The sequence below is a fragment of the Aquaspirillum sp. genome (genome assembly GCF_055136605.1).
The window spans coordinates 26,343-44,319 of the sequence record NZ_JBSQVP010000014.1; the positions used below are offsets into that span (position 1 = coordinate 26,343).

13 protein-coding genes are annotated in these 17,977 nt (G+C 48.8%); 9 read left to right on the plus strand and 4 right to left on the minus strand.

Annotation, left to right across the window (positions count from 1 at the left end; all coding sequences use genetic code 11):
• Nucleotides 1-418: 418 nt before the first annotated feature.
• Nucleotides 419-1,060, plus strand: a complete 642-nt coding sequence (locus ACTBZS_RS03985; RefSeq protein ID WP_460429794.1) for a YitT family protein — start codon at nt 419-421, stop codon at nt 1,058-1,060.
• A 35-nt stretch (nt 1,061-1,095) separates the two neighbouring features.
• Here the strand turns inward: ACTBZS_RS03985 and ACTBZS_RS03990 are convergent, their stop codons facing one another.
• Nucleotides 1,096-1,824 carry a response regulator transcription factor gene (locus ACTBZS_RS03990; protein WP_463043338.1) on the minus strand — a complete coding sequence of 243 codons (729 nt, stop codon included), beginning with the start codon at nt 1,822-1,824 and terminating at the stop codon, nt 1,096-1,098.
• Nucleotides 1,825-2,043: 219 nt separating this feature from the next.
• On the opposite strand from ACTBZS_RS03990, the gene ACTBZS_RS03995 reads away from it, so the two are divergent.
• A complete protein-coding gene (locus tag ACTBZS_RS03995; protein ID WP_463043339.1) occupies nt 2,044-3,465 on the plus strand; it encodes an ATP-binding protein in 1,422 nt (473 codons plus the stop codon).
• 61 nt (nt 3,466-3,526) lie between these two features.
• Here the strand turns inward: ACTBZS_RS03995 and recB are convergent, their stop codons facing one another.
• The gene (recB, locus tag ACTBZS_RS04000; protein WP_463043340.1) at nt 3,527-7,273 is read right to left on the minus strand and encodes an exodeoxyribonuclease V subunit beta; all 3,747 of its coding nucleotides are present in this window, start codon (nt 7,271-7,273) and stop codon (nt 3,527-3,529) included.
• A gap of 144 nt (nt 7,274-7,417) precedes the next feature.
• Nucleotides 7,418-10,897: an exodeoxyribonuclease V subunit gamma gene (gene recC / locus ACTBZS_RS04005; RefSeq protein ID WP_463043341.1), complete on the minus strand. Its 3,480-nt coding sequence runs from the start codon at nt 10,895-10,897 to the stop codon at nt 7,418-7,420.
• Nucleotides 10,898-11,049: 152 nt separating this feature from the next.
• Between recC and ACTBZS_RS04010 the strand changes: the two genes are divergently transcribed.
• From ACTBZS_RS04010 to ACTBZS_RS04035, 6 genes are all read left to right on the plus strand, one after another.
• A complete protein-coding gene (locus tag ACTBZS_RS04010) occupies nt 11,050-11,691 on the plus strand; it encodes a glutathione S-transferase (protein ID WP_463043342.1) in 642 nt (213 codons plus the stop codon).
• A 42-nt stretch (nt 11,692-11,733) separates the two neighbouring features.
• Nucleotides 11,734-11,967, plus strand: coding sequence for a hypothetical protein (locus tag ACTBZS_RS04015; RefSeq protein ID WP_460429821.1), 234 nt, complete (start codon nt 11,734-11,736; stop codon nt 11,965-11,967).
• A 124-nt stretch (nt 11,968-12,091) separates the two neighbouring features.
• Nucleotides 12,092-13,165 (plus strand): ParB/RepB/Spo0J family partition protein, encoded by a 1,074-nt coding sequence (locus tag ACTBZS_RS04020; RefSeq protein ID WP_463043343.1) that lies wholly within the window; start codon nt 12,092-12,094, stop codon nt 13,163-13,165.
• 17 nt (nt 13,166-13,182) lie between these two features.
• A complete protein-coding gene (locus ACTBZS_RS04025; RefSeq protein ID WP_463043344.1) occupies nt 13,183-14,121 on the plus strand; it encodes a DMT family transporter in 939 nt (312 codons plus the stop codon).
• A gap of 9 nt (nt 14,122-14,130) precedes the next feature.
• A complete protein-coding gene (locus ACTBZS_RS04030) occupies nt 14,131-14,310 on the plus strand; it encodes a hypothetical protein (RefSeq protein WP_460429824.1) in 180 nt (59 codons plus the stop codon).
• A 49-nt stretch (nt 14,311-14,359) separates the two neighbouring features.
• Nucleotides 14,360-15,097 carry a sporulation protein gene (locus ACTBZS_RS04035; protein ID WP_460429825.1) on the plus strand — a complete coding sequence of 246 codons (738 nt, stop codon included), beginning with the start codon at nt 14,360-14,362 and terminating at the stop codon, nt 15,095-15,097.
• A gap of 91 nt (nt 15,098-15,188) precedes the next feature.
• Here ACTBZS_RS04035 and ACTBZS_RS04040 read toward each other — a convergent pair whose 3' ends face one another.
• A complete protein-coding gene (locus ACTBZS_RS04040) occupies nt 15,189-16,595 on the minus strand; it encodes a transglycosylase SLT domain-containing protein (protein WP_463043345.1) in 1,407 nt (468 codons plus the stop codon).
• A gap of 246 nt (nt 16,596-16,841) precedes the next feature.
• Here ACTBZS_RS04040 and ACTBZS_RS04045 point away from each other — a divergent pair.
• The coding region (locus ACTBZS_RS04045; RefSeq protein ID WP_463043346.1) for a PhoH family protein at nt 16,842-17,977 on the plus strand (1,136 nt) is incomplete at its 3' end.

A 17,977-nucleotide genomic window follows, 5' to 3' on the forward strand; every position in this document is an offset into this window, starting at 1 on the left:
GCCACAAAACGGCGAATCATATCGTATTTTATCTTGCTGCGCGACAACTAAGCCGCAGCTTTCTATCGCGATTTAGAACATCATTTTGCATATTTTGTTAAATTTAAGTAGAGACATTCACATCCTTAAAAGGTAGCGCAAGACATTTCTACATTCAATTTCAATTTTTCGATCAAAAATGTAACATTATTACCAATTATTTTGTATTTTTAAAATCAGCATACCCCCTAACACATTGCATTGTGGTGAACATCCTAGCCACCGCATGATGAGGTTTTTCATTTGGTCACAATGCAAAATTTAAAACCCGCGTATAATGATTTCATGGCAAGAATATTGCTTATATTTCCGTGGGGCGGTCATGGTGTACCACACACTGACCGTAAATAATGAATTTTTCTGCGTGGGCGGTATACACATGATGACCGATTCCAAGTGCCTGAGCAAAGAAGGACACAATCCACTTGCTCACACCTGGCCAGAAGACGTGCTGGCAATGTTGATTGGGACTTCTTTTATTGGTTTTGGCATGGCGATGTTTGGCCAAGCGGGTTTACTCACGGGCAGCACAGCAGGCGTTGCCTTTTTATTGCACTACCAATTTGGACAACCGTTTGGACTGTGGTTTTTTCTCATCAACCTACCCTTTTACTGGTTGGCAGTGCGGCAGATGGGCTGGACATTTACCCTACGCACCTTTATTGCAGTGAGTCTGGTATCAGTGTTTGCTGGATTACATCAAACCTTTTTACCGTTTGAAGGTGAACTGAATCCGTACTACACCGGCTTGTTGGGTGGGCTGTTAATTGGTATGGGCTTGATTGCCCTATTTCGACACAAAGCCAGCGTCGGCGGCATCAATATCCTCACCCTGTACTTGCAACAACGTTATGCCATCCGCGCTGGCAAAGTTCAGTTTGGTGTCGATTTACTGGTGTTGCTTTCGTCGTTATTTATGGTCAGTCTGCCGGCACTCATCGGTTCTCTTATCGGTGCCGCTGCGCTCAGTCTGGTGATTGGGTTTTATCACCGACCGGACCGCTATATTGCCATGCACTGAACCAACACCATGAATGAGCGCATCAGGCGATACGCTCATTCATCGGTCATGTAATAGCCAATACCGCGCCGCACTTGAATTGGAATATCCACATTTAATTGACGGCGCACTTTATGCCGCAGGCGGCTGACCATCACCTCTAGGCGGTGTTTTCCTACTTCGCCTTCTTCCAAACCCATTTCAACTAGAAATGTCTTATGTTCTACTACTTTACCTTGGGCAAGAAATAGAATTTTTATTAGATGACTTTCTGCCAGCGACAGGGTAATACTGTTCTCTTGCGGTAAAAACACCAACTGGCCGGATGATTCGTCTAACAACCAAGCACCACAGACTAACACTTCTGCAGTAGGCACGGCATGTTGTAAGGCCTGCGGTAATTCCCCGTTCATCCGTTCCACAATGCGCCGGATCGCTAGCGAGAGCTCCATAATATCAATCGGCTTGACAAAGTAATAATCTGCGCCAGATTCGAAGCCTTCGATTTTATTTTCGCGCAAACTGCGGGCAGTGACAAAAATAATGCCTATGTCTTTGCTATGTTGCCGCAGGTATCGCGCAACTGACAAACCATCTTCACCCACCAAACCAATGTCTAAAATCACCGCAATAAAGCTTTGAACACATAATCTGCGGTAAAATTGTGCGGCACTTGAGAATTCTTCAGTCGCAAAGCCCAAATATCTTAGTTGAAAAGCCAATTCTTTTCTTAAGATATCCTCATCTTCGACCAAAGCAATTTTATAATCTTGGAATAATTCCATTTAAAAGTGGCACTTTAGAATATGAACATACACTTGCCTACTCTAACCTTTACTAGCGGCCTTGGCAATTTGATTTTTGCTATTTTAGTCTTTTTGTATATTAAACAATCAAGATCAACACAAAAGGCATTAAAGGTTTGGTGCAGTGCCAAAGTCTTGCTAAGTGCAGGGTTTTTATTCAATTTCTCTCAGATTTTCCTGCCACATCAAATCCCACCGGTGGTAGGTAACGTCTTACAAATCACTGGGATTGCAACAGAATTTGCAGCGTATTGCTTGTTACTCAACAAACCCTCTTGGCTGAACAAGCTATGGCCGTTTTGTCTTATTTCACTTGTTGTCCTGCTGTCGATTGCTATTGCGGAAACCAGCCAAGGGCCGCGTTTATTGTGGCTCTCTACCGTGATTGGCTCATTATTATTCGGTGTTTCTATCTTGCTGTTTTCTTATCCGCAACGCTCTGGCCTGATATGGGTAATTGGCATTGTGAATTTACTGGCGGCAACTTCAATGTTCCTGCGTGTCTATTACGGCATATTTATTGGCGAATTAGTTCGTTTTCAGATGAATTGGGCGAATTTTGGCATTTATTTTATGGCCTATATCACGCTGATTATCAATGGTTTTGGTTTTCTGTTATTAGCCAAACGACAAGATGATGAGGAATTAACCACGTGGGTACAGGCGTTAAGAGAAAATGAAGCGATACAACGAACGATTCTGTCCACTGCTTCACATGAGTTTCGCACACCGTTAGCACAAATTCAGGCAAGCTTAGATTCATTACGGATTGTCGGTCATGACCTACCGATAGCAGTATTACAGCGGGTGGATAATATGCGTTATGCGGCAAAACGCATGTCAGACCTTGCTGATAGTTTGATCAGTCAGGAGCAATTACTTGAACCTCGAAGCAGAATACCGCAGCAAGGCGAGGTGCAAGAAGTGACTGACTATCGTACTTTGCACTTTTTAGAATTGTTGGCGCATGAGTTTCGCAACCATAGCGCGATGATTAAATCGAGCATTGATTCCTTATTGTTGTTACACCATGAGCTGCCACCAACCGCACAAGAAAGACTACAACGGCTGCGGGTCAGCAGTTGGCGGCTGAATGATTTAACAGAAGATTTATTGCAACAACACCGCTTTCGGGCGGAGGTCGGTTTGGATGAGGCAATTTATCCGGTTGAGCTGTGGTCGTTGCTGAATTGCAGTATTAACCACTACCAACTATTGCATCCCCATCGCAAAATCGAACTGATTCATCCTTCACACAATATCAGCCTCACCGTTGATGCCGCCTTATTCGCTATCGCCATCGATAATCTGATTGATAACGCGCTATCACATAGCCAAGTCGATAACAGCCCAATCACAGTTATGGTGCAAGAACATGAGGATAGGGTAGAAATTGCCGTCAAAGATCTTGGTTCAGGAATTAGTGATGCGAAAAAAGGCGAGGTCTTTAAACGCTATGTATCTGGTACAGAGGAAAAAACCCGTGGTTTAGGGCTCAATATTGTGTGGCGAATTGTTCAATTACATCACGGAAAAATTGAGGTGTTTGATAACGTCCCATCTGGCACCGTGATGCAGATTACCCTGCCGCTCGACGGGAAACCAGCTCAGTCAGCCTAGTATCATTTGGCGGTTTGCTTCTCGCAAAACCGCCCTACTGCGCATATCCGACGTCCCACACTTAACGGCCACTGAACAACTGATCGAGTTGTGAAATCAAGGTAGGCGAAGGCTGTTTGACCATGAGCCCTTGAGAAGCAGACTCGATCCCTCTTATAAAGAAACAGACAAAACCGCCTAGGTGGTGTTGTGGTTGGTAATTTGTCAGTCGGTTTTGTAACAAACGATGCAAAGCCAAGGTGTAGCAAACGCCTTGCACATCATAGCGATGTTGTAGCATCGCCGCTTGCATGGCCGCTGGTTGGTAGTCGTCATCACTTTTTCCCAAACGGTTCGATTTATAGTCCAACACAAAATAACGACCAGCATGTTCAATTACCAAGTCAATATAGCCCTTGAACATGCCGTGAAGGGTGCGCGGATTAAGCGGCGTGCGGGGTGCATCAGCAAATAGAGGGTGAATCATTTGCTCTAGCTTGCTTGTCTTAACTTCAGCATCAATCGACAACATAAATTCCATTTCTGTCTGCACTTGGTGAGGAGCCAGATCAGCAAGCCGTAGTTTGGGTAGCGCCTCATCCAAACACAGCGGGGTATCTAAAACCAATTTTAACCACCCATCGAACACCTCTACCCATTCGGATAAATCACGGCGTTGACAGCGTAGCGCAATTATCCGTTTTCGCTCACGGTCATGAGCATAGGCCGCAGCAAAACCATATTCCGCCGCCCATTGCAATAAACCGTGTAAAAACACCCCTGCCCGAGGCCCCGCTTCAAAACGATGAATGTCTTGCAATACCCCATTGACTGGCGTTGGGGTGCGCTGCACAGGCATCGATACCGTGCCTTCATCCTCAATCACTGGATGTGGTTGGCTAAAAATGTGCCGTTGGTGGCGATCTGGCAACAACGCAGAATAACTGGCAATCCACCACGAATGATCAATAGTGCCGGTAAACTTTTTTGCTTCTTCTGTGGTGGTCAGCGTGTCATCAGCGTTTATTTGGGCACGGGATGCGTTTGCCATTCGCGGTGAGGTTGAGACAGCAAAACACGCCGGATCCTCATCCTGTAACTGGCTGAGATAATGTAACCACTGCTCGGCTGGCCAAGGTTGTGCCATACCAAATAGCCGGCCAATGGCAGTTTGATTGACGCTAACTTGTCGATTAACCACCGCCGCCATACCTAAGGCCAGATGGTATTTAGCGCGGGTCAATGCCACATATAACAGCCGCATTTCCTCCGCTTGTGATTCGGTCACAAACTGTTGCCACTGTGCTGGTGTGGCTTCTTCCCCTTTGGCAATAAAGCATGGTGAGCCGTCCGGTTGATGAATGAAAAAAGCACTGGTTTGACTTTGCATCGGTACACGAATAGCGCAGACAAAAGGCAAAAAGACCACCGGATATTCTAAGCCCTTAGATTTATGGATGGTCACCACTTTGACCAAATTGGCTTCGCTTTCTAAACGCAAAATGGCTTCTTGCTGTTGCAAATTCGGCTGTTCAATAAGCTGATTGAGATGGCGAATTAAGCCCTGTTCGCCTTCAAGATGGGCAGAATCCGCTTGAAGACGTTCAGCCAAGTGTAAAAAGTTGGTCATCACCCGCTCGCCGCCTGTTTCTTGCAATACTCGTTGCGGCACTGCTTCATCTAGCAACAGTTGGCGCAACATCGCTAAAACACCATTTTTCTGCCATAACAGCCGGTAGTCGCGAAAACGCTTGATTTGCTGTTCCCAGAAGGTTTCATTCACCACCAACTGTTCTAGCTGTTGCCATGACCATGCCAACGATGGCGTCGCAAGGGCACGACGAACGCGGTTACCATCTTCTGGATAAACCACAGCTTCAAGCCACAACACCATATCAGCCGCCTGTTGGCTCTGAAAAACGGAATCACGGTCGGATAAATACACCGACCGTACCCCGTAACGGCTTAATGCTTGGCGGATAATGTCGGCTTCGCGACCACTGCGGACCAAAATGGCAATATCTTCTGCCCGAATTGGCCGTGTCGTGGCGTCCTTATCGCCACAGGGCAAGTGCACCTGCTCGGGTGATGCCAACCAGTTGGCAATTTGCTGGGCAGTGTGATTCGCCGTTAGGTAGCGATAGTCCGTGGAATTGACCTCATCAAGCCCTGCCACAAAGTGAAAATCTATCGCTGCCAATGGTGTGTTATCGATGGTCAGCGCCAGCGATTGGTGACGGCTTTGTACCGGAAAGAAAGGGATTTGCTCATGGAAAAACACGCCATCGCCGTCTTTCCAGACGGTGTCCGCGTGACTGAAGAGCTGATTCACTGCCTTGACCAACGGCGCACTCGAACGGTGGTTAGTGTCTAAGGTGGTGCGGTGTGCAGGTTGGATGACTTGGCGGGCATGGATATAAGTAAAGATATCCGCCCCACGAAACGCATAAATCGCTTGTTTAGGGTCACCAATTAACAATAAACCGTGTTCGGTGCTGTTTTGGTCTGGGTAGATGGTCGAGAAAATGCGATATTGTGCGGGGTCGGTATCTTGAAATTCGTCAATCATCGCCAGCGGAAATTGACACCGCAACACCTTAGCCAGCGGATTTTCTGCCTCGGTTGATGTGTTGGCCAGTGCCTGATCAAGGCGCGTAATCATGTCATCAAAACCGATTTCTGCCCGTCGCTGTTTTTCTTGGTGCAGCCGATGACCAATCCATTGCGCGGCATGTTGCCATACCGTTAACGTCAATGAAGGCAAAGCCTTGATTTGACTGGGCAATTCAGCGAGCGCAGCAAGCGCGGCATTCACCTGTTCTGGATGGTTGGTTATTAAGACACAGTTCTTCTTCAAGGCAGCGGCAATACCGTTGGGTGATAAATATTTCCAGAAACCTTCCTCTTTCAAAGATACGGGTAACAATGGTTGTGCTTGGTCGCTATTCACCCATATCGCTAGATCACTGAGCCATCTCTGCAGTTTTTCCGATTTAATGCGGCTACCATTGAATTGTTTTTCTGTATCGGTTTGGGTCAAAGCAGTCGTCAGCGCATCTAACCAACCTTCCCGCCACGGCCGCCGCAGTGCAGCAAGGCGTTGGCAATAGACAGCGTCGATTTGAGAAATGGCCGCCGCCAACGATGTGGTAGGTGGCTGGTTGAGATCCAGTGTCCCTCGGGTTAATAACGGCCGCACTTGATTAAGTACATTAAGAGGATCATTACCTAAGATGGTCAGTGCGCTTTGTAATAACGACTCTTGCAGTGTTTGCACATGAACGCGCCAGTAATCACGGGCCGCCTCTTGTTTCAGCTCAATATCATCTGTATTCACCTTAAGCTCAAACAGACTTTGGCTATCAAAAGCGTGCGTACGTAGCGTTTTTTGGCAAAAAGCATGAATGGTATAAATGGCGGCTTGGTCCATCGCTTGTGCCGCTTGATCAAGACGATAAGCGAAAGCCGCCGCTTTTTTGGGGTCGTCTTGGGCGTACCGCTGGCGCAGTTGTTGCAAAAATGGATCGTCATGATTGAGTGGTGATCGAAAAACCGCAGCAGCTTGTTCTAAGCGCCGCCGGATTCGATCACGCAATTCTTCCGTGGCCGCCTCGGTAAAAGTGACCACCAAAATCGATGACGGCATTTGGGGCGGTATTGGGCTATCGCTGTCGTTTTCATCAGCAGCGCCAAGAATTAAACGCACATAAAGGCTGGCAATCGTATAGGTTTTACCTGTCCCTGCGCTGGCTTCGATTAAATGATTTCCAGCCAGCGGAAAGGTTAATAAATCCAGCTTTTTGATTGATTCTGTTGTGATCTGGGACATGGTATTTCCATTGTTGTTGATTAAGCCCCGTAGGTTGCAGCGTGTGGTCATCGGACCAACCCCTCTGGCTTGGCGGATATACGACGCTTATCAGCCCTACGGTACTTGCATACGATGGCGCTAAATGTTGTTTAAAGGGGGTTTTTAGTCATCAAGCGGATAACACGGCGCATTCGATAATGCCGTGTAACACAGGTGATACAACTCATACGCATAGTGTTCAAAACCAGCGGCTAACAGTTGTTCCCAACTTGGCCATGCCCGCGCCAAGGCCGCCTCTTTTCTCACCTCACCTACGCGGTTGTTGTCACCTTCATATTCGGTTTTTGCCTGCTTTTTCCATTTTTCCGGGTTATCTTCCTGCTCCTCACTCGCCAGATACACGCCGGCGGTCTTAATCGCTACCGGAAGCGGGTGTTGCATGGCCTCTAGCCATAACTGACATAAGCGGTGTAAGGCATCTTGTGCGACAGAGGGGGCAAGCGGTTCCCACACAAAATAACAGTTGTCTTTTGGTGCAATCAGCACCGTTGATAATGGCCGTCCATTAGCGCTAGCCAATAGATGCAATGGCCAATACGTTGCCACGGCTTTTAAATTAAACAGCCGTTCTTTTCTTCGGATCGCATCGGGCAACACATAAAAGACTGCTTGCTGTGCTGAATTTTCGCTGATCCGACAATGTTTTATATCCGCCTCAATGACCTGTTTTTGGGCAGCATCGTGTTCATAAGTAAAGGATAGATGCGCCACATCTTCCATTTCTCTTGGCCACTGTTCTGCCGCTTGCTGCCACAACCGGAAACCACACCATAAATCTGCTTCCAATGTCCGCAAGTCTGCTTCCGCGACTTCGCCCACTGGTAGGACGCCTTCGCCTCGTAACTGAGCACAAAACGCCTGCCAACGCTCAGCTAATTCCTGCTCGGTGAGACTATCCGCCCGCCGTAATAATTGATTTAAGGCCCGTGAACGTAATTGATAAAGGCTCAGCGTGTTTAAGGCGAACACTTCACAGTCGAGCGGTGCATCGCTGTCCTGAAAATAGATTTGTAGCCGTTGTGAGAAAAACGTACTAACGGGTTTTTTGAAGAAATAGGCCAGTTGTTGTATCGAGATGCTTTCAGGCGGCGTGTATGCAGCGAGTTTTCCCACCTCAGCAACGTGTTGTTCAGACGGCGTATGGACGCTTTCCCAATGGGCGGCATACGTCCACCAAGGTTCTCCTTGAAAGTAGCGCACGCTAAAAGGTTGTAACGGGTGTTCAGTCGTGAGATGTGCTGAGAGGGGTTTATTTGGATCATCGCCCCAACACCAAGTACGGTTGAGGTAATTTTGCAGTTGGCTAATCAATATGGACGGGGAACGCTGCCGGTTGTCGCGGCTATCTTGTCCCACATAGCTGATATATAGAGCTTTTCTCGCTGAAAGCAGGGCTTCGAGCAACAAATAACGATCATCTTCATGTCGTGAACGGTCGCCGGGGCGGTAATCTTGCCCCATCAAATCGAAGTCGATGCGCTGGGTTTGGCGCGGATAATCGCCGTCGTTCATTCCCAATAGGCAAATGAGTTTAAACGGAATGGCGCGCATGGGCATCAATGTCCCAAACGTGACAAAACCCGACATAAACTGCAATGCCACACTGGTATCCGTAAACCCTTGTAATACCACTTCGCGCACCACCGCCAGCGGAATAGGATGATTAATCCCTGCCTGATCACAAGCCAGCACCCAGTCAGTCACACTTTGGGTAAATTTTTCTAATAATGCTTGGGTGAACTCATCCTCTGCCACAATGCAGTCTTGTAATAACTGTCCGAGCAGGGTTTGCCATTGTGTCGGTAGATATGTTTGAGTCAGTGCTTGGCTGTATTGACCCAATATCCGCAGACACTGCGCCAGCTTACCGATCAATTCAGCCTCTAATCCGCCAATTTCCGGATAAGGATAGACGTCTGACCATGCCCCGTCCTCTTCCACCGCATAGCCCAACAACATCCGGTGCAGCCCAAATAACCAGCTGTTTTGTGATTCAGAAGGGAGTTGTAAGCGCGTTTTATGCTTACCATCCAAGCCCCAACGAATCCCAGCCCCTTCGACCCAACGCCGCAGCAGAGGCAATTCGTGACTTTCCATCGCAAATGCCTGTGCAAACTCAGGAATATCCAACCAATCTAACAACTCACTGACTTGCAAGCGTTGTTCCGGCAGATGTAATAACGCTTCAATCACTCGTAACACCGGTGCCGTACTGCGGTCAGCGCGGTCGGCAAGATTAAACGGGATCGTCAAAGACTTGTTATCCGCCGTGACAATAGGCTGTCGAAACACAGATTGGATAAAAGGTGCATATAAATCAATATCCGGCACCATCACCATCACATCACTCGGCTTCAACTCACCGCGACTTGTTTCAAATCGATTCAGTAATTGGTCATGTAAAATTTCCACTTCGCGCAGTGGGCTATGCGCACTGTGAAAAACAATCGAGTCGTCCAAACGTGGTAGCGGTTTGGGTGTGTCAACCGGGGGTTCTAAATCGACAATCGACCACTGTAGCTTTTGCAGTAACGGAGCCTGTTCGGATGGTTCGGTGTCATCAAACAAGTCGATTTTGCTGAATAGAATTTTTTGCTGTTCAGAGTACGCTTGTTGATCATATTGATCTAACAACTCGATAAAGTCGCGCCCTTGCCGCCCCCATGCAGCAAGTAAAGGATGTCCATGCAAATGCAATAATTCTGGGTCGTTTATCTCTGGCACCCCTGGGCGTTTGTTATGGCGGCGGCGCACTTCGCGTTGCAGAATGGTACGCACTTCAACAATATCGGCCCAATAATGTCGGCAGGGGTTGAGCACCGCCATAATGATGTGGCAATGTTTGCCTAGGGCATGGAGGGCTTCCACCACTTGGGCAGGCAGAGAAGAAATGCCGAATACAATAATGCGTTCTGGTAAGCCTGCTGGCCGCTGAGACAGGGTTTCAAGTGTAGAAAGAAACTTCGGATGGATGGCGGCTCGGTGGGTGTTAATTTGTTCTAACAGCGTTTGATTCAGTTTGAGCCAGAGTTTTACTTGCCAATGTTGGCTGTCGGTGAGTGGTGTAATATGGCCGTTCGCTAACCGGAGCTGATATTTTTCTCCACTCCAATCAGTCAGCCAATCTGCACGATACACTTGATATTGGTCGAACAAATCTGCCAGCTGTAGCGCAAGTTGATGGCGTTTACGCCCATCGTCATCACGTTCTAAAAAGCGCCCAAGGGCAGCGAAATCATCAGGATGTTGTGTAATCCACTCGGGTAGATGGCGGTACAAGTGCCATTGCAGTTGTTTTTTATCAAAAGCAGACTGTAACGGCACGTCCTCTTTTCCGAGCACAGTGCGGTAGCTATGCCATAAAAATTCTGAAGGCAGTTTGAACGCTAACGCTGCTGCGATGCGGTGTTGATTCGCAAACTCTAATTTCAGCCAATGCGCCATACCGTGGCTATGAGTCAAGATAACTTCATGACTAAGAGGGTGGGTAAGAGGATGTTGTTGTATCCAACCGAAAACTACCTCACGCAGCGCTTCCATACGATTGGCGTGGAGAATCGTTAAACCACAATACTCAGACATACCGCCCTCTCAATCAGGGAAATTTTATTTGTATGAGATATTACCAGAATTTTTCTCTGGCAATTTTCTCAAGACCGTTTTGTGCATAGCATCAACAGCGGTCAATTAAGCTAGGGTATGATTTAAAACTCGAAAAAGGTGAACGACACTCGATGATGACTTCTCGACCTCTGCTTTATAGCTACCGCCGTTGTCCTTATGCTATGCGTGCTAGAATAAGTCTGTTAATTGCGAATATTGAGTTTGATATTCACGAAATTGTGCTGAAAGACAAACCAGCCGCCATGCTAGCCGCCTCGCCAAAAGGCACTGTGCCTGTCTTATGCCTACCGGATGGCACAGTCATTGACCAGAGCTGGGACATTATTCAATGGGCTTTACAACAAAATGATGTCTGCCATTGGTGGCAAGCAGCACAAAGCACAGACAATCTTGCCTTGTTGCATACCAATGATGGCGAATTTAAATATCACCTCGACCGTTATAAATACCCGGAACGTTTTGCCGATAGCCAAGGCCGCGAGACCCATCGACAGCAAGCGATGGCATGTCTATTACAACCTCTCGCAACTCGCCTCAGCGCCAGCCGATTTCTTGGCGGAGAACAGGCTTGTGCGACCGATATCGCAATTTTCCCTTTCATCCGCCAATTTGCCGCTATCGATCCCATCTGGTTCGCCGAACAACCCCTCCCCACACTCCATCAATGGCTGTCATACTGGATAACCGAACCATTATTTTTACGCTGCATGGCCAAAGTGCCAAGCCAGCAGACGGTTGGGTTTCCCCAATAATTCGCTTGCCCCAGATGGGACAAGTCTTGAAAGACACACACCATGCCCACCCCAAACCTCATCACCCTCGCCGACCAACTTGAACGCCTCACCGAGTTATGCCGTATGATCGAACAACGCAGCAACAAATATGAAGACAACCCACACCCCAACCGCACACTCGGCGGCATTCAGATTTTGGCAAATATCGCCGCCAACCTAGCCGATGAAAGCGCGGCACAGGTACACTTTATGCTGCTGCAACAACACAAACAGCAAAACACACCGTCTGATTGATCGCACACAGCGTGCCGACTTTCCTTGTATTCACACAGGCGGTCAGATTTCATAATAGAAAATGACTATGCCGCGTCCTGTTCTACCGAAGGCATAGCCCTGTTGATGGCATCAGGAGGAAAAATTGAGCGAGCATTTCCCCAAGTCTGGCAAAAAATCCCGCTATCCACGCAAACCACGCGCCCCCCATTCCGCCCCCGCCGCCACGCAAAAACGCAGCACGATGCCGGCGGCGGTGATGAAATGGGTACAACCGCCGCTGCACATTGACGACAACGACCAACACCAGATGTTGGACGTGAATCTCATCACCCCATCGCCTTTTCAACCTTGCTTTCCCACCGAAGACGAAATCCGCCGCTTGGCAGATAGCTTTTCTATCTCCGGCGGACAAGTTACGCCCATCGTGGTGCGGCCACATCCAAGCCGATCGGGGTTGTATGAATTGATTGCTGGCGAAAGGCGATGGCGTGCCAGTCGTTTATTGGGCTTGCCAAAAATTCGCGCCGTGGTGCGTGAATTAACCGACTATCAAGCCTTGCTCTATGTCCTCACAGACAATCCCTCACATCACAAAATCACCGATATTGAACTGTTTGAGTCGCAACAAAAACTCAGCCAAGCCCTCGGCGGAGAACAGCTTTCTTTGCGGCAACAAGAGATGTTATTGGGGCGATCTCGTTCGGGGCTGCATCGCTTACGCTGGTTTAAGCGGCTTAATCCAGACAATCTTGCATGGGCAAAACAACATAAACATGCGCTATCAGCATCGACCATCGACCGCGTGATGGCAAAAATTGGGGAATCGCCGCGCACGGTGGAATTATTAAACCTCGCCATTGAAACCTTGCGTGGACAACCTTCACTCGATGGTGTCAGTACCGACCCCACCGGCACCGGTACCGCGAAAGAAATCACCTATTCCGCGCTGTTCAAAGCAATTTTGAACCGCAGCGCCAGCCGATTTAAGGAACATCCAGCCTTTTTAGACGGCAATGTGATTGTCTCAAATGGTAAAGTGTCGCTGCGGCGGTTATCGCTCAAAGCCCTATTAGCCCTAAGTCCAGAAGAATTGCACCGCCAATTACACGAAGTGGTGGCACAAGCAAAACAAGTGGCAACACTGTCACCCGATGATAACCGCCGTGAAATGGAACAAGACGACGAGCTGCCGGATGATATTGGCAATCGGCTCTAACCTTTAACGGACAAACTATGCACGAAAGAAAAACCCTCGATGGCCAAGCCAGCGCCATCATGACCTTGCTATGCGTCATCTGGGGCTTGCAACAAGTGGTGCTCAAAGCCGCTGCCAATGATATTACGCCTCTGCTGCAAATCGCCCTGCGTTCGGGGATAGCAGCGGCATTGGTGTGGCTGGTGATGCGTTGGCGACAGGAAAAAATGCAATGGGGGAATGGCTATTGGAAAGCAGGCGGCTTGGTTGGAACACTGTTTGCGATTGAATTTTTATTGGTTGGTGAGGGGCTGCGTTTTACCTCTGCGTCGCACATGGTGGTGTTGCTTTATACCGCGCCTATTTTTGTTGCCCTCGGTTTGCATTGGAAATTGCCCGCCGAGCGGCTCAACCGTTGGCAATGGCTGGGGATTGGCTTAGCTTTTGCTGGCATTGTGTTGACCTTTTTTGGTCGTGGTAACGATCATGCTTATAGTGAAAGTGAACTGAGCCGGATGTTATGGGGCGATATGCTGGGTTTATTGGCTGGTGTCTCGTGGGCAGCAACCACCTTAGTCGTGCGCTTATCGCGGCTGGCCAGCGCCCCCACTTCGCATACCTTGCAATATCAGCTATTAGGGGCATTTGTGCTGTTGGTGCCTGCGGCCATCTTACTGGGCCAAGCGCAGATTCACTTCACCCCACTCGCCATCGGTAGCCTGTTATTTCACTCGGTGATTGTGTCATTTGCCAGCTATCTGGCGTGGTTTTGGCTGTTGAAAAATTATCTTGCCTCGCGCCTCGGGGTGTTTTCTTTTCTGACACCCTTGTTTGGGATGGTGTTTGGCGTGTGGTTGTTAAATGAACCGTTAGAACGCAATTTCATCATCGGCACCGTCTGTGTGCTGGGTGGGGTGGTGTTGGTCAGTGGGCACAGTTGGTTAAACAGTGTTTGGCAAGGCATTTGGAAACGATAGGGGGACAGGATGTTACAACAATCTGACGCTTCAGCTGGCGAAGGTTGTGCACAGGCACAGATGGCCTCGTATGCGCGAATCGAAGCCCAACGGCACGCACAAGCACACGGACGCTGGCAAAAAATCTGCGATTGGTGGCGGCAATGGACTGGAAAAACCACCCCACGCCATCATGTAGCGCGCCAGTAGTTTGCTTGTGTTTTGCAATCCATCTCACCATTACAAGAAAGGGCCCACCATGTTTAAAAAATTGCTTGCCTCGATTGGTGTCGGGGGTGCCAAGGTTGATACCCAGCTAGATAACCCCCGTTTATACCCGGGTGATGTGTTGCGGGGTAAGGTTGTTGTGCAAGGCGGCAAGGCAGCACAGGATATTGAAAAAATCGAATTGGTCTTGATGATCGAAGCCGAAGACGATAGCAATGACGATACCCGCGTCAATTTGCCGTTAGGCAGTCTGCGTGTCAGCCAAGCGTTTACCATCCGTGCCGAAGAACGCCGCGAGTTTCCGTTTGAAATTCAGTTGCCCGCCGATTTGCCTATCAATGGCTTGCCTTATCATGGCCAACCGTTGCCAATTTGGATTCATACCGATTTGGCGATTGATGCCGCCATCGACACCAACGACCGCGATTTCTTAGAAATTCTGCCGCCGGCCCCTGTGAGCACCTTGCTGCAAGCCTTCGATCAATTAGGCTGGGGGATTAGCAGCACCGATGTTGAATTGGGTACAGCGCGAGTCGGCCATGTCAGCAGCACGTTGGGGTGTTATCAAGAAATTGAACTCAGACCACGCGGCGGCAGTTTCCGCATTCAAGAGATTGAATTGACCTTTTTGCCGTATGGCAATGAAACCCATGTGCTGATCGAGGTCGATTCACGCTTTGGCAGTGATTTTTATGCTTCGCTAGTGATGGGGCCAGACTTTGCCCATCGTGATTGGGTGAACGAATTGCGGATGCAGTTGCCGCTGTAACCGAGGGACGGCGCTCTTATCCACCCACAAAAATTCGCCGTTGTGGTATTGGGTTGCCGATGGTTGGCAACCCAATCGACCGAGCGCAATTTTAGGTGTCGGGTTGTTGAGTGGTTTTGGCCTGTTGTACGCCAATATTTAACACTTGATTGGCGGTTAAGGTATCCGACTCTAAACGGTTCAACGCTTTTAAATCTGCCACACTCACCCGATAGCGTTTCGCAATCTCGGGCAATGTTTCACCTTGCTGCACCACATGACGCGAAGCAGCAGAAGCCGAGACATTCAAATCCAAAATCCGATTGTCCGCATTCGCCACGGTCGTGGTTTCAGCGCTGACCACACTGGTTTCTGGCAAGTCTGCGTTAGGCGTTTCTTTGGTCTGTTGTGCGGCCACCAATAAAGGTTGGCCCGGCTGAATGCGTAAGCTGGTTAAGCCGTTGGTGCGTTTCAAGACATTGAGATCCATGCCAAAGCGCTGGGCAATGTCTTCAGCAGTGTCATCGACCTGTGCTACATACGGTTGCCAATTCATCAATGGCGCTGAGAAACGTGCCAGATTTTCATGGAAACGCTCGGATTTTGCCGCTGGAATTAAAATTTGGCGGCCAGTTTTGTGCGCCAGCACTGGACGGTTAAAACCCGGATTTAAGAATCGGACTTCTTCTTCTGTGGTTTCTGCCAATTTGGCCGCCACTTCAAGATCCATGTGTTTGCCCGGAGAAATTGCCACGAAGTAGGGTTTGTTGGGCAATTTTTCGAGGCGAACACTAAAGCGTTGCGGCTCAGCCAGAATATTGCGGACGGCCAATAGTTTTGGCACGTAATTGCGCGTTTCAGCGGGCAAGCTCAGGTTTTCAAAATCTTCGGGTAAACCACGGGCGCGGTTGCGCGCAATCGCACGGCTGACATTGCCTTCACCCCAGTTATACGATGCAAGGGCAAGGTTCCAATCACCAAACATGGCATGGAGATTTTCTAAATAATCGAGGGCGGCGCGGGTGGCGGCGGTGACATCACGGCGGCCATCGTACCACCACGTTTGTTCTAAACCATATTGCCGACCTGTCGCTGGCATAAATTGCCATAGACCAGAAGCCCCGACGGGTGACATGGCTTGTGCATTAAACGCACTTTCGACCAACGGCAATAGCGCGATTTCAGTCGGCATACCACGTCGTTCGACTTCGTTAATAATATGGAACAGATAGCGATGACTGCGCGTTAGCATACGGCGGAAAGATTCGGGATTTTTGCTATACATGCGTTCATGGCGGCGAACCAGCTCGCTATTCACTTCGCCTAATTGAAAACCGTCACGTACTCGCAACCAAACATTGTCACCATTACGCAAAGTACCGTTGTTTTGTTGGGTCAGGTATTGCGCCACTCGCGATGCCGAATCGGGAGCTAAAAAATTGTCCGCATACGCTGTCGCTGTGATTGCACAGCCCACCGCCATAGAAACCGACCACGTCAACAACCGTACTTTCATCATTATGCGCCTCCTCAAAACAGGCGCCGATGCTAGCTGGCATGTAGCTGTCACGTCAATGAAAAATTATGATATTTCATGATCTTGCTCTATTTTTGAATGCAATTTCCCAAAGTCATGGCTTTGTTACAAGGAGAATGCCCGAACGCTAAATCAAAACATTGCTATATCATGATTTACTGTTATAAAAATGCTGCGCTCGCCTGTGGTTTGCCCGATTGATTTCTTTCCGTATGAGGACCTCGCACCATGTCGAAGAAGAAAAAAGCCCCATCGAAACTGTTTGTCCTCGATACCAACGTGCTGTTGCACGACCCCACCAGCTTGTTTCGCTTTCAAGAACACGATGTGTTTATCCCGATTGTGACGCTGGAAGAATTGGATAATCACAAAAAAGGCATGTCCGAACTGGCGCGTAATGCACGACAAGCCAGCCGGTTTATGGACGATTTGGTGTGCGATCAGTCGAATAAACAAATCGAGGCTGGTATTCCGCTGGTTGCCCACAGTCATCAAGCCGCGACCGGTGCTTTGTATCTGCAAACCGCCGCCCTCGCCGCCGAATTACCCGACAGTTTGCCGTTGGGACGTGGTGATAATCGTATCTTGGCGTTGGTATTGGCCCTACAACAACGTGATAAAAAACGCGAAGTGGTGTTGGTGTCGAAAGACATCAATATGCGGATTAAAGCGCGGGCGCTGGGTTTGGCAGCGGAAGATTATTTCAATGACCAAGTGTTAGAAGACAGTGATTTGTTGTATGGCGGTACTCGGCAAATCGATACCTTATTTTGGCAACGACAGGGCGAAGGGCTGCGCTCTTGGACAGAGAATAGCCGCACCTATTATGAAATCAATGGGCCAGATTGTTCACAACTCTTAGCCAACCAATTTCTATGGCAAGACGACGAGTCATTTGTCGCTAAAGTCAAAAGCCGGCAAGGCAATAGCGCGATTTTAGAAACCTTGCGCGACTACAGCCACCAGAAAAATAGCGTATGGGGCATTACAGCGCGCAATCGTGAACAAAATTTCGCCCTGAATTTGCTGCTTGATCCCGATATTGATTTTGTCACGCTGTTGGGTCAGGCCGGTACAGGTAAAACCTTGCTCACCCTTGCCGCGGGTTTGGTGCAAACACTGGAGCAAAAACGCTACAGCGAAATCATTATGACCCGTGTCACAGTGCCCGTTGGTGAAGATATTGGTTTTTTACCGGGTAGCGAAGAAGAAAAAATGGCACCGTGGATGGGTGCTTTAGAGGATAATCTAGATGTCTTAAATCGACCGGAAGAGGATGGCGGCGAGTGGGGACGGGCAGCAACACGCGATTTAATGCCTGTCTCTTATACACATCTGACGCTGCCGACGATCTTACGCGTGTA